Here is a 14277-nt window from a genome sequence, read left to right as displayed (position 1 = left end):
CTACTAATTAAGTTTTTTTTATTGTATAATAAGTTTATTGTATAAGTTCACTCTTTCTTGTGTGTATTTGCGTATAAACTTATTATACATCAAAAAGGTTCTCATATGATATTTTTTATGAAAAAGTTGTAAAGTGCTACTTTAATAAATGAAAAAAGAAAAATAAATAATAAATCAGAAAGACATTATGTGTCTATGTGGATTTGTATAATCTTGATATGGAGTAGAGAGATTGGAGGATTTTACATGGTAAACGAAAGTACTGAGAAAGCCGAAAGAATTCTTGGTATTTATACCAAGTTGATGAATGGCATGATTGTTAATAAAGCGGAAGAAGCCAATAACTACAAGGTCAATGAAAGAAGTATTCAAAGAGATATAGATGATATAAGAAATTATCTGGATCTCGGCATTGGTAGAGATGGTATTATAAATTCATTAATATACGATCGAGTGAAGAAAGGTTATAGATTAGAACAGATATATAAGCAGAAGTTTACGAATCCTGAAATACTTGCAATATGTAAGATACTTCTTGATAGTAGAGCATTTACAAAAAAAGAAATGACAAAAATGATTGATAAGCTGATTGAATGCTGTGTTCCGAAGAAAAATCAAAAACTTGTAGAAGAGTTAATTCGGAATGAGGAATTTCATTATATAGAGCCACAACATAAATCTATGTATATAGAAAAAATGTGGAATATAGGGCAGGCTATTCATGACAACAAATTTATTGAAATTGACTATCTTCGAACAAAGGATAAAGTGATTGTTCATAGAAAAATAAAGCCTTTAGCGATTATGTTTTCTGAATATTATTTTTATATGCTAGCTTTCATTGATGATGATGAGGTAAAAAAGGATTTTGATGTTTTGAATGATTCATTTCCTACAATATACAGAATAGACAGAATACAGAATATTGATGTAACAGATGAATATTTTAAAATTCCATACTCCAGTAGATTTGAGGAAGGTGAATTCAGAAAAAGAATTCAATTCATGTATGGAGGAAAGTTAAGAAAAATTCAATTTAAGTATTATGGCTTTTCAGTCGAAGCTGTGCTAGATAGATTACCAACAGCACAGATACTTGATGAATCTAATGGTGTTTATACAATTTCAGCAGAAGTTTTTGGTGATGGTGTGGATATGTGGTTAAGAAGCCAAGGTGACCTCATAAAGTTAGAAAAATAGAATTTTTGTACATACAAGGAGGAAAAAATGAGAAAAGTATTTATAAAGTACGATCCCTATGAAATGAAATCAATGGTTTATGTAGATGGGAAGGAAATACAGAAGAACAAGCACTGTGATCCAAATTTAAAAAAATATCTTGATTCCAATGTCCATATGCCAATTCAATCATGGATTGATCCAATTGAAAGAGATGGCTGGAAAGGACTTCTAGAAACACTTTGCCTAATGGGAGATAAGGATATTGTAATTGAATTTGCAGGAAGAAAGATTGATTATGAAAGTGTAAAGGAATCTCTGAACATTCAAAATGCCAAAAGAAATTTAAATGCAAAATTGGAATTTTGCGAATTAGTAGAAGAAATTATACCAGATACGGAAATGAGAAAAAATATTGAAGATGTAATAAACTTGATGTTAACAGATGAATTTGAGGAAATTGTAAAGGAATCAAATTCGTCGGAATTAATTTGCAAATACGAAAAATTAAAGACTACATATGAAGAGATAGAAGCAGAAGAGTTTAGAATTGTATTTACTGGTACTTATAGTAGTGGGAAATCATCTACAATAAATGCACTTATTGGAAAGAATATTTTGCCAACAGCATCAGGAACATGTACAGCAAAAATATGTAAGATAATACATGCAACATCAGATGTGGCCTTTGCAAAAGTAAAGTATGAATATAATGGTAAGACTAAGGAAATAGACTGTATGGATGAAATTGCGGTGCAGGAAAAAATTAAAAGTGCTGAGGATGCAGTAGAAACAATCACAGTTTTTACAGATTTATCAAAGTTATATCCTGCAAATGTGGAGAAAGATTTTAATCTTGTGATTATTGATACTCCAGGTACAGACAGTGCAACAGGAAATGATACAGAGAAAATGGAAGAAGAATATAAGAGATTATCAAAGAAATCCCACATTGAAATAACAAAAGAAGTTCTAAAATCAAAGCAAAAGGAAATGGTGGTTTTGATTTCTGATGATAAATTAGAGGATGACAATATTGTTGAATTATTAGATATTATCGAAGAATCCGCAGAAGAGGATGATGGAAATTTTAACGATCGCTTTCTGTTTGTAATGAATATGTGTGATTCATTATCCTATTCCAATCAAGGTGAAACACTTGGAAATTATGTAAAGAATTTTATTGCTAATATTAAGAAAGTTCCGAATTCATCAAGAATAAGGAATATAGTTAATCCAAGAGTTTTTCCTATAACGTCAGGTGCAGCATTAGCAGTTGTAAATGGATTTACAACTGAGCCAGGAATGGAAGAAGGAATGACAAAAAAAGCCGAACTATATGGATATTATGAAAGTTTTTGTAAAAAAGTATATTTTCATGATCCAGCTAAACTTGAACAGAATTTTAGTCAATATATTGAGGAAATAAAAATAAAGTATGGAAATTACCATAACTATTGTCTAGAGAAACAAAGTGCTGTCTCAGAAGCTAAAAAGTATGCATATGAACAACAATTGAGTGGGGATTTAAGCATCCCTGAACGAGTTATGATACATTCAGGGATACCTGCACTTGAAACAGCAATTCAAGAATACATAAAAAGTTATGCATATCCGATAAAAGTACGTCAATTATTGAGTTGCTTTACAGATATTCTTGTGGAGCTAAGTTCTTTAAATGAGTTAAAAATGGAGACTTTAGACGAAGCAAAAAAATGTTACAGCGGTGCTGTTTCAAACAGAGAAAAAATAGAGGCAGAGGAAAAAGAAATAAAAGAAAGAAAAGACACTCTGATAAAAGTAAAAGGAAAAATGAATTTCGTAAAAGGAAAGGTAGATAAGATCAAGGAAACTATTCCAGAAATCAATAAGATAAGATCTATTTTTTATGGAATTCAGAATGGCATCGCTAATAGAGTTAACGGAAAAACAGAGGTATTAAAAGAAGAAGGGAATTCGATAATAGCTTCCATATCAAAGGAAATGGATTCTTTACTAGGTCAAATAAATGACATTGTACATGAGGTGAAGAATAAGAAAAGAGAAGAAACTAATGAGTTATACAAAACTTTTATATTGTATTTAAATGAATTGGAACAAGCTGGACTTATGAACAATGGTGCTTTCTCATTAAAGGATACCGTTGCTTATCAAGAACTTGTTGATAAAGAGCATTTTTTTAATCCAGTAGAAACTACTAGAGATGAAACGAATTATAAAAAGGGACATATAGAATTTAGTTATGGTATAGGAAATTTCTTTGATTCAATTGGGCGTGCGTGGAAAACAAGAAAAGAGCCAGAAACCGTTAAGAGAACTTACATCAACATAGAGAAATATATTTCGGAAAATATAAATCCGATAGAAGCTAAAGTAGATAAGTATGTTGAAAAACTTAAAAATGATTACCAAAGCGATATAAAGTCATTGAAGGAAGATACAAAAGAACGAGTTGATAAAGTCATAGCTTTAATTAAAGAGAAAGACATTGCAATTGCAGAGATGGTAAATGTAGCTAAGCATATTGCTATGGATGAACAAAACTGTAAAACTGAAATTGAAAAATTAGAATCAATAGAAAAATATCTTGAGTGTTTAATTTCTAAAATATCATATATACAACTATAAGGAGGGGATTAAGATGTATTTTAATTCTAATGAAACATATAGAGAAGCAATAGAAAATGAAGATAAAGGTGTGATAAGAGCACTTCTTGTTGGAATTATTGGTGCAGATCCTACATTTGCAACAAATGAATATGAGGAGGCAAGAGGATATATAAAAGAACAAAGTAAGAAATTACATGGAAACGAACTCATTATTGATGAGCAGTATAAACTTCAAGAAGATGAGTATGTAAAGAATGAAGATGAGTGGGATGAATCATATTATCAGATGCAACTTGTATGGTTGAGAGATAATTTTGCTATTGATACCAGACTGTCCAAGATAAAGGAGATAGGAAAAGTAGTTTACAAAAATAGAATGACAATGGGGAAAACCAAGGCACAGAGAAGAAAACTTAATGGGAATAGTTCAACTGGTACAATTAATGATATAACGCAAAAAAAAGAACCTGTCGTTATGACAACCAGTAACGATAAGTCAGATATATGGTTGTTCAGTAAAACGTGGTGGGCAAAGTATTGGTGGTTGTTAGTAATAGGTGTGGCTGTAATTTATATGGTTTGTAATTTTTTTTTTAGAAAGATTTTAGAAAAAAAGGAGGAGTCATAAATGGCAAAAGATGATATTGAGGTTAGAAAACATCAAGATTTAGATGCGGCACTTGCTCAGGTTGATAAAGTGATTATGCGAAAATATATATCGAGTATTGATAAGAGACCAGTGTTTATCCCAACATATGATGTGTCATTTTCAATACCTAAAGATGAAAATAAAGATATACCTGTATGTATTGTTGGAACAAATGTAATGCTTTCAAAACTTACAAGAGTTGTTTTTGATAAGGATGAAAATATTCTTGATAAACTTACGACAGCATATAATGCAACAGCTCTTTATGAGTCAGCCACGATAGTAATGTTATTGAAGAGTGATGGTGATCAGGTCGATGTTTATTTGGGGACTGTTTGTAAGAAGACGACTGATCCGTTTGTACCACAAAAACAAATAACTGCGTTGGTACGAAATTTAGAAGCTAATTTTCCAGGAAGCAAGTTAGAAATAATAGATGATATTGCTGAGAGGATGCAGGTGGTTCAAAGTGTTTTTGAAAAAAATGTAAGTGTATCATCGGTTACAGGTATAGCAGCATTAAAGGGAGAACAAAATGTTGATAATAGTAAATATGTTCAAGGATTAGAAAAACTTGCAGATTCTTTGAAGGGGAAAAAGTGTACAGTCATGATAATAGCTGATCCAGTGCTGAACACAGAACAGGAAACAATTCGGGCTGGATACGAGGAGTTATATACGGTTATAAAACCATTTGAAAAATCTGAGTACACGATTAATGCTTCAAATGGAGAAACAGTAACGGATAGTATTATAAAAGGAGTTACAGATACTACGAATGAAAGTATAGCAAAAACAAAGACACACACGATAACGAAAGGAACAAACAGTGCACATACTGTTGGTGGTAGCCTTGGTGTTAATGCAAGTGTTACTGCGACGGCTGGAGTATCAGTAGCACCATTTGGTGTAGGAGCCAATGCAAGTGCATCAGTAACTGTTGGGACAAGCGTATCAGTAGATTATCATTATATGCATGGTAAGCATGAAGATAATAGTGATGCGGAAGGAACTTCAGAAACTATTGGAACATCGAAATCGTTGAGTGAGCAAAACTCAATTGCAAATGCATTAAGTACAACTAAGAGTGAAGGACTTCAGATATGTTATGAAAATCGTAGCATAAAATCAATATTAGATAAGATTGACCAGCAAATAGAGAGAATTGCGGAGTGTGAAGACTATGGAATGTATGATTGTGGAGTATATTTTTTGTCAGAAGATTATACAACATGTCTATCAGTAGCTAGTACATATAAATCAATTATTCAAGGGGAACATTCCTCAGTAGAGGTTTCACACATAAGTATATGGGATGAAAATGAGGCGAAGGCTCTTATCCCATATTTAAGTACATTCAATCACCCCATATTTGACTTAGCTGATGAAAATAATGAGAAGAATAGGGCATCTGTTTCCACGTTAGTAAGTGGAAAAGAATTAGCAATCTATATGGGACTTCCTAAAAAGTCTATTTCAGGAATACCAGTAATTGAGTGTGCTAGTTTTGGGAGAAATGTTCTGTATACACATGAGATAGTAGAAGGAAAAAAGATTGATTTTGGAAAAATTCATCATATGTATGACGATGAGAAATCCCATGTTTTATTAGATAAGAATAGTATTACTTCTCATGTTTTTGTAACTGGATCAACAGGTGCAGGTAAATCAAATGCAATTTATCAACTGATTGATAGGATGTGCTTAGAAATATGTGAGGAAAAGGATAAAACGCATTTTATGGTTATTGAGCCTGCAAAGGGTGAATATAAGGATATTTTTGGTGGATACGAAGATGTTCATGTATATGGAACAAATCCGAAACATTCAAAGTTATTGAGAATTAATCCTTTCAGTTTTCCAGAGGATATACATATACTTGAACATATTGATAGACTTATTGAAATTTTTAATGTATGCTGGCCTATGTATGCAGCAATGCCAGCGGTATTAAAAGAGGCAATTGAGCGTTCTTATGAATTAGCGGGCTGGGATTTATCATGTTCGGAATGCAAGTATTTGGTGAACGAAAAATATACATATCCTAATTTTGTTGATGTATTAAACCAGATTAATTCTGTAATTGAGGAATCGAAATATTCGGCTGATAGCAAAGGGGATTATGTTGGTGCATTATCAATGCGTATCAGTTCTTTGACAAATGGTATCAATGGTCAAATTCTTACAAGTAACGAACTATCAGATGAAGAACTATTTGACAGAAATGTTATTGTTGATCTGAGTAGAGTTGGTTCAAGTGAAACAAAATCATTATTAATGGGGCTACTGATTATTAAGTTACAAGAATATAGAATGGCATCTGCAAAAGGTACTAACAAGATGCTTAGTCATGTTACTATACTTGAAGAAGCACATAATATTTTGAAGAAAACGAGTACAGAACAAAGTGCAGAATCATCTAATTTGGTAGGAAAATCTGTGGAAATGCTTGCAAATGCAATTGCAGAAATGAGGACATATGGAGAAGGATTTATAATAGTGGATCAATCACCAGGATTGATGGATATGTCTGTAATCCGTAATACAAATACTAAGATTATATTTAGATTACCAGATGTAACTGATCGAGAATTAGTTGGTAAAGCAGCCAATTTGAATGATAATCAAATCCTTGAATTAGCAAAGCTAAAGACGGGAGTATGTGCCGTATATCAAAATAATTGGATTGAACCAGTATTATGCCATGTTGATGAGTGGGATAAGAAAAAAAATAAAATTGTAGAGAAACAGTTAGAAGAGGTTATTGATTCATCAGAAATCAAAAGGCAAATTATAAAAATAGTTCTTCAACCTGTACACAGCTTAGAAAAAGAAAAAGTTGAAAAATTGCTTGAAGATATTGATAAGACAAGACTTTCAACGGAATTAAAGATTAAGCTTATGATGTTAATGAAAGAAGATAATGTTAATAAGTTTAGAAACCTTCGAAAGACAATAGTTTATGAAATCTTTGATCCGGATGCAATTATGGAAAAGAATATATGTTATAGGAATGAAATTAAAGAGTGGTGGGGAGTAATGCAAGATGAACTTATTCCTTGTTTGGAAAATTTTGATGAAGAAGAGGTTGATAAGATTCTTGCCATTTTAGCTTTTGAAAAAAATAGAATGGAGGAGAAAAGAGAATATAAAGAGTTGATCAATAACCTTCTAACTTTTATTGATAAAGAGGGGAGACGATTATAGTGCTTGGAGGTAGTAGCAACTTCAAAGAAATAGCAAATAAAAATGTTGATAATATAGAAAGTAAAAGTAGCACATCAGAAAAACTATATAAGGAATTAGGAACGGTTGCAGCAAAGATGAATGAACTCTTTGTAGAGGATATTTTGGATAAACAGGAAAAATCCGAAAGAACAGAAATTATTGATACAAAAGAAAAACCAAGAGAAGAAAAAATACCAATACAAGAAGAAATACCAGAGGGAATAAAGATACCAGAGTCACTCCCAATACCAGAAATGCCCCAAATGCCACTGGAAGAAATAAAGGAAGATAAAAAGACTGATTTTAGAGAACTTTTTGATAAGTTGTTTGCGGAGGATTTCTTTGACAATTTCAAGAATATGGGGGAAAGTAATACGAATGACTCTAGAGAATCAAATATAGAAAAAAAAGATTCTACTCTTGAAAAGATAGAAAAAAGCATTAGTACTCCAGAAGGTATAAAGCAACTGATAGACAAGCATCCAGAAAAAGCAGAGTTATGGAAGAGTCAACTTGAATCAATTGCTACACTAAATGATCCAGAAGCATCTCCGGCTGAAATTAGAAGTGCTCAGGCGAAGTTAAGTTTGTTGAAAGGTCAGTTAATGGAGATAGCTGTAAAGGATGAATTAAGTGAAGCGGGTTTTGATGTGGAAACACAGCAACGTGTTGTAGAAGGTGAGAATGGTGGAACAAGACCAGATGTTATTGCTAAGAACAATACGGATCATCCAATAGAAGTGTTTGGGGTAACAATTCAGCCAGGTGAAACACTTTCAGTGGAGTGTAAGTGTGGTGGATCATCTTATATGACGAATCAATTAAATAATCATATACCAAACCAGTTATCAGGACATGAAGGAAAGAAAATATTGTTAACCACATCAGATATAAGGGACACTCCAACAGGTTTAGCGAACAACGTTTGTGAGAAATATGATGCTAAACTGGTAGTGGCTGATGTGAGTGTCAGTGAGGTTGAAAATGCAATCAAGGAGGTAGCAGAGTCATGAAAATATATTTACTTGAAAATGAAGAAATTGCAAAACAACTTTGTCAGTTACTCAAGTTAAATGCAGAGTGTGCAAAACTACACTGGTCATGCTCTATAAAAGATATATCAAATGAAGTAATTAATTCTTTGACTAATATTGAAACTTTTGTAGAAAATAAGGTGTTTGAGGTTTGTACATCTGAAAATCTATTCTCAGAACTTACCAAACAAGAAGAAGAAGATTTAATGTGTACAATTAAAGAAAAACCTGAATTAAGAAAGATTGTTGGTACAGGAGTAATACTTCATGGGAAACAAGCAGAGGAAGTAAATGGTATGCTTAAGAATAACAAAAGAGTAGATAAGTTAATTAAAGCTATAGATTCAAAAAAGAACATTGTAATATTCTAAGTATTTTAGAATATGGTATTTGTTAAAACGGTTAGTCTATTTGTATAGACAGTATAGCATTTATGGTAGGAACCAAGATAGAAGATATTCTCTATTTGTGGTTCCTATTTTTGCTTAGAAGGGATTGCTTATGTCAAATATTTCAGGTGACATTAAGATATCCCTCAAAGGATAGCTACAGTTACCTGATGTTTTTTCTACTGTCGGATTCATACGGTGAAACGATGATGTAGGCACCTCCAGAATCAAATCTCATAGCAATTCCGAGTTCTTTGGGTGTCATATATTGAAAGATATGGAGAAAATGAATTCTCTTACATGTTGTCATAAAAAACCGCCTATATTTTTAGCTTTAGTATAACAGGAACTGTTCTGAAACTCAGCAGAACTTGATAAAATTGTTTAAGTGTATTAGTTCGCAGTTATGTAGTTTCATAAGCTTGGTTGTAAAATGCATCGGGTTTGGATTTTACTTGAAATGTCAAACTAAATGATTGTCAATAAATTCAATATAATCCTTTCGATTCAGTTCGTCTGCATGCTTTTTATACCATTCAAAAGCATGTTTTAAGCCATTTTCTAATGCCATTGTAGTAGGAATTAATTGCAGTTGCTTTGAAACATCTAGTTGGTACTCATAATCGTAGAAGCAAAAATACGTTCTCTGATCCATTTCGTTATCTATATATACGAGTTCAGGTTCTTTTCCTGCTACTTTATAACAAAGTTTGACCCATTGTGCAATGGAAACCATTTCATTATTTCCTACATTGTATATGTTCTGTTCTGGTTTTTTGTCCAATAACGCATCTATCACTTTACACAAGTCATTTACATGAAAGAAGTGAAGTTTCATTTCACCTTTTTGAGGTACATAAAACTTGCGGTTTTTAAGAGCACATTCAAAAACAAATGCTTCTCTATAAACATTATTCATTTCCCCGTATAAATAGGGAGGGCGTAGGATATATGCATGTGGTACTCTTGATAGTAATTCACTTTCTGCCTCGATTTTGTTTGTACCATATGCGCCCCAATTTTTATTCTTCCCCAGAGGTTGTTCCTCTATAAATGGTTGTGGTAATGTTTCGGGATAAACTGCACTAGAACTTATTAAAACATATTCTTTAAACTCTCCAAGTCCATCTAATAAACAAGTAATATCTTCTTTCGTATATGCAGTAACATCTAAGATAACATCAAAAGAATATGCTTTTAATACATCGCCCAGATGTTTTCTGTCGGCTTCTATTAGGATTATTCCTTCTGGTTGTTCGTGATGATTCCGATTTAATACATAGACTTCATCACCATTTTTTACATAGTATTCAGCCACATATTTACTGACAAATATTGTACCGCCTGTAATAAGTATCTTTCTCATAGTAGTAACACAAGCCTCCTTTGGTTGTTTATACAAATCATGTTTGTTAATTTGCTAGAACGAGTTCGTAATTGTTCAAATTAATGCGTCATCGTCCTATTAAGTATACCACATTTTGGAGGAAAATGTGGTATACTTAATGAATGAGAACAAGGGCATTTTTCAGACAAGCCCTAGGAAAAACGGAATTGATAAAGGAGAAGAAATGGAAGTATTAATGAAACAATGTACAGAGAATGAAATTGGTACACTTCATGAGTTTTCATGTAAAACATTTATTGAAACATATGGGAGCAAGAATACGCCAGAGAATATGCAATTCTATCTGGATAATAATCTTAATATAGAAAAATTACGTGCAGATTTATTAAGTGAAAATGTGTATTTTTATTTTCTATATACTGATGATGAGTTGTCTGGTTATGTAAAACTAAATGTAGCACCAGCACAAACTGATATTAATGATGAGAAGTCATTGGAAATTGAAAGAATATATGTAGCAGAAGAATTTCAAGGCAAAGGCCTAGGCAAGCATCTAATGAATAAAGCAATCGAGGTAGCGAAGGAGAAAAAGAAAGAATATATTTGGCTTGGCGTGTGGGATCAAAACGAAAAGGCAATTCGGTTTTATAAAAAACATGACTTTCAAAAAGCAGGAGAGCATTCATTTTTCTTGGGGGATGAAAAGCAGGTAGATTATATTATGCGACGTTGCGTTATATGAAATAGGAGATAAGTATGAAAGATTTAATGAGGTTAATAAAGAGAGAATGGCAACGTTTGGTAGTTATAAATGGTGCTATTGCATTAGAACCTATGAACTGGGATTATATGAATCTGTCTGCGGAAGAATTTTTACAGAAGGCGTTTGAACAGGCAAAGCGATTGGAAAAGTTTCGGAGATTACCTATATTGGGGACTGGAGGAAAATATGAAAAATTATACTCAGGTTTATGTGAAAAATAGTTTTGAAGCGGCAGAAATGTATTGTAAAGCCTTTGGCGCAGAAATTACATTTGAAGTGAAAAACGATAACAAAACTGCGTATGAGCACTGTGAATTATCTGTAAATGGGGAAGGTTTTTTAGCATTAAGTGAAGCTGCAAATCCTTGTGATATAAACATAGTTCATAAAATGAAATGGGAAACAATGACTTTTAATGTTTTTGAGATGGGAAGCGAAGAAGCGGTTGGCAATGCCTTTAATATTTTGAGTGATGGCGGTGTTATTATTAATCCTCTTTGTGAAGTTCCGTGGAGCAAATGTTGTGCGACTGTTATTGATAAATACGGAGTGTGTTGGTGGATTGCAATTTAATAGAGAAAAATAAACTTGAGAAGGTGACATTTAATATGCATAAATACAACGAATTACTTGATAACTTTGTAATGCAAAGTAGAAATATATTAGAAAACAATCTTGTAGGTATATATCTTCATGGCTCTGCCGTTATGGGGTGATTTAATCCTAAAAAGAGTGATATTGATTTAATTATCGTTGTTAAAAATGATATTTCAAACAAATGCAAGTCACAATATATGGAGCAAGTCACGATATATGGATATGGTTGTTGAACTAAATAAGAACGCACCAGCAAAAGGAATCGAGTTAAGTATAGTGAAAGAATCTGTATGTAATCCATTTGTATATCCAACGCCTTTCGAGCTACATTTTTCAATAGTACATCTAAATTGGTATCAAACAAATAATAAAATTGTAATTTAAGAGGAAGACAGATGGAAGCTATTTCAAGATGTTCAGATGAAGTTGCTATTATGAAAGATGGAAATAAGAAATATGGAGGATGTGCAGATGAACAATGCGGAAAAGAGAAAAGTATTATTGAATAAATGTCTTTCAATAATTTCTGACAATGACAGAAAAATCTATGCGGAAATAGCAGAATACGCCATTGAATTGGGTTATACACCAAAAGCTATAAAAACTGCAAGTGGTGTATCCGATGCGCTTACATTTACCAAAAGCAAGGTAAACAGAACGCTCCTAAAAATAAGACCTAATATAGAAGCTGGAAAATCACAACTAGTAATGACCTTTTTTGCGACAGTAGACTATTCTGATATTTTCAAACAAGGAATAAGGAGAGTGATCGAAGCGTTTGATGGTAGATATACAGGTTGTTATGGTTGTGGAAGGTGTAAAGGCAAGCTACAAGGTTATACATACACATATCCAGATGGTAAAAAAGTCTTTCGTTGTGGTAGAGAATTAATTGAACTTCCTGCTATAAAACCTGAAAATGTTAAAGAGATTCTAACTATGTTAAAGGTACAAGATGAATTCTTTATGGAACAGAATATATAAAAGATGCTAATCCGGAAAATAGTATTTATGCTAACTTGATTTTTATGTAGAGTCAAGGGAAAAGATGTTAGTGAAAAGTCCTACTATTTGTCTGAAATATTTGAGTTTGCAAAGGACAACTTTTATGAGTTTTTTGGCAATGAGGATATTGTGACGAAGGCTGTTTCTGCTGCAACAGAGCGACGAAAGGCGTTAAATAGTAGTGGGTGGGAGTTTATTGATAAATACAGAGGGTATCAAGACTATTATAGAATCACATGTAAACGATAGATTTAAATTTGGAGGTGTAAAAAAAGCTATGTTAAAGGAGTGCTTGTGGATACCTGTTTTGAAAACAGAACGACTAATTTTGCGCAAATTAACATTGAGTGATGCTGATGATTTGAGAGAATGGCTGGGGCTTGACATAGTATATAAATATTGGAGCAGAGCTGCAAGTAAAGGAGAAAAAAATCCGGAACTACTTTTTGTTGATTCTCGTCCAAACGTAAAGCGAAAGCCTTCTCACGATTTTATTTGGGGAATCGAGTATGAAAATAAAGTCATTGACATTATAGAGGTTTTTGATGTGGAAAATGATAGACTTGGAAAAATCGGATATCGTATCAATCCGAAACATTGGAATAAAGGCATATGTTCCGAAGCACTAAATTGTGTTGTAAGATTCGTTTTTACTGAAACATCTCTTGATAGATTGGAAACTACCGTTGATGTGAATAATATAGGCTCAAACAGCGTACTAAAGAAATGCGGATTTATTCACGAAGGTAGCATAAGACCTGGGAAATTCGGGTCACGTTACTGCGATTATAATATTTACGGATTAATTAAAGATGATTTTGCTTGTTAACTTCAAATTTAAGAGGGAAAGGTTTTGGACTATTTCAATACGAAAGGCGAATAGAGATGTACTTATCAATAAATGATTCGGGTAGTTATAATATATTTGGTCGACAAAACGGCATATGATTGTGCCGAATTTAGAAAGGGAAGGGTAGAATGCTGATTAATAACGACGATTATTTAAACATTCTAAATGAAATCATAAACTGCATAAAAACATCTCAATATCAGGTGATGTTAAGTGCAAACCTATCTTTAATGCACAGAAACTGGAAGATTGGTAATTACATAAATAGCAACAGTTCTTGGGGGAAAGGATTTCTTGTGAATTTATCAAGAGATATAAAAAGTGAATTTCCAGATTCAAAAGGATATTCAGAGAGAAATCTGAGGGATATGAAGAAATTTGCTTCGATTTTTAATGAAGATGAAATTGATGAATATAATTTAGCTGGAATTACTTGGTATCACCATAAGGCATTGATGAGTAAGACGGAAAATAAACAACAATATATTTGGTATACTGAGAAGACGATTCAAAATGGCTGGTCTCATGACGTGCTTGAATTTCAATTGGATAGTAATTTGTATGCAAGGCAGATTGAGAAACCTAAAATACAGAATTTTAATGGTAGATTGCCAGACGAACAGAG

The 14277-nt window shown here is 32.6% G+C and carries 15 protein-coding genes; 14 read left to right on the top strand and 1 reads right to left on the bottom strand.

All coding sequences use genetic code 11. From position 1 onward, the window contains the following. Window positions 1–246 precede the first annotated feature (246 nt). The 6 genes from RMR19_RS09375 to RMR19_RS09350 are packed head-to-tail and all read left to right on the top strand — an operon-like array spanning window position 247 to window position 9071. A complete protein-coding gene (locus RMR19_RS09375; RefSeq protein WP_310603231.1) occupies window positions 247–1200 on the top strand; it encodes a helix-turn-helix transcriptional regulator in 954 nt (317 codons plus the stop codon). 27 nt (window positions 1201–1227) lie between these two features. Beyond that, the gene (locus tag RMR19_RS09370) at window positions 1228–3807 is read left to right on the top strand and encodes a dynamin family protein (protein WP_310603230.1); all 2580 of its coding nucleotides are present in this window, start codon (window positions 1228–1230) and stop codon (window positions 3805–3807) included. A gap of 13 nt (window positions 3808–3820) precedes the next feature. Beyond that, window positions 3821–4417 (top strand): hypothetical protein, encoded by a 597-nt coding sequence (locus RMR19_RS09365; protein ID WP_310603229.1) that lies wholly within the window; start codon window positions 3821–3823, stop codon window positions 4415–4417. Beyond that, window positions 4418–7645 (top strand): ATP-binding protein, encoded by a 3228-nt coding sequence (locus RMR19_RS09360; protein ID WP_310603228.1) that lies wholly within the window; start codon window positions 4418–4420, stop codon window positions 7643–7645. Further along, window positions 7645–8679: a hypothetical protein gene (locus RMR19_RS09355; protein WP_310603227.1), complete on the top strand. Its 1035-nt coding sequence runs from the start codon at window positions 7645–7647 to the stop codon at window positions 8677–8679. Before RMR19_RS09360 ends, RMR19_RS09355 begins: the two co-directional genes overlap by 1 nt. Beyond that, window positions 8676–9071, top strand: a complete 396-nt coding sequence (locus RMR19_RS09350; protein ID WP_310603226.1) for a hypothetical protein — start codon at window positions 8676–8678, stop codon at window positions 9069–9071. The genes RMR19_RS09355 and RMR19_RS09350 overlap by 4 nt, the downstream gene beginning before the upstream one ends. 481 nt (window positions 9072–9552) lie before the next feature. Here the strand turns inward: RMR19_RS09350 and RMR19_RS09345 are convergent, their stop codons facing one another. After that, on the bottom strand, window positions 9553–10455 hold the full coding sequence (locus tag RMR19_RS09345; RefSeq protein ID WP_310603225.1) for an NAD-dependent epimerase/dehydratase family protein: 903 nt from the start codon (window positions 10453–10455) through the stop codon (window positions 9553–9555). A 139-nt stretch (window positions 10456–10594) separates the two neighbouring features. Here RMR19_RS09345 and RMR19_RS09340 point away from each other — a divergent pair, with 139 nt between their 5' ends. The 8 genes from RMR19_RS09340 to RMR19_RS09305 all read left to right on the top strand — a co-directional run. Then, window positions 10595–11179, top strand: a complete 585-nt coding sequence (locus tag RMR19_RS09340; RefSeq protein WP_310603224.1) for a GNAT family N-acetyltransferase — start codon at window positions 10595–10597, stop codon at window positions 11177–11179. Between the two features lie 14 nt (window positions 11180–11193). Next, window positions 11194–11421, top strand: a complete 228-nt coding sequence (locus tag RMR19_RS09335) for a hypothetical protein (RefSeq protein WP_310603223.1) — start codon at window positions 11194–11196, stop codon at window positions 11419–11421. Further along, entirely contained in the window at window positions 11387–11773 is a 387-nt protein-coding gene (locus RMR19_RS09330) for a VOC family protein (RefSeq protein ID WP_310603222.1), read from the top strand. The genes RMR19_RS09335 and RMR19_RS09330 overlap by 35 nt, the downstream gene beginning before the upstream one ends. A gap of 189 nt (window positions 11774–11962) precedes the next feature. Then, window positions 11963–12181: a hypothetical protein gene (locus RMR19_RS09325; RefSeq protein ID WP_310603221.1), complete on the top strand. Its 219-nt coding sequence runs from the start codon at window positions 11963–11965 to the stop codon at window positions 12179–12181. 87 nt (window positions 12182–12268) lie between these two features. Continuing rightward, window positions 12269–12781 (top strand): hypothetical protein, encoded by a 513-nt coding sequence (locus tag RMR19_RS09320; RefSeq protein WP_310603220.1) that lies wholly within the window; start codon window positions 12269–12271, stop codon window positions 12779–12781. Between the two features lie 87 nt (window positions 12782–12868). Then, complete coding sequence (locus RMR19_RS09315; protein ID WP_310603219.1) at window positions 12869–13051, top strand: hypothetical protein; 183 nt, start codon at window positions 12869–12871, stop codon at window positions 13049–13051. 28 nt (window positions 13052–13079) lie between these two features. Then, entirely contained in the window at window positions 13080–13631 is a 552-nt protein-coding gene (locus RMR19_RS09310; RefSeq protein ID WP_310603218.1) for a GNAT family N-acetyltransferase, read from the top strand. Window positions 13632–13780: 149 nt separating this feature from the next. Beyond that, on the top strand, window positions 13781–14277 hold a 497-nt coding region (locus RMR19_RS09305), incomplete at its 3' end, for a DUF1016 N-terminal domain-containing protein (protein ID WP_310603217.1).

It is taken from the genome of Anaerosporobacter sp. (assembly GCF_031551385.1).
Taxonomy (GTDB): domain Bacteria; phylum Bacillota; class Clostridia; order Lachnospirales; family Lachnospiraceae; genus Anaerosporobacter.
Note: the sequence above shows the minus strand (reverse complement) of the source record. Positions and strands in the feature narration are given on the sequence as shown.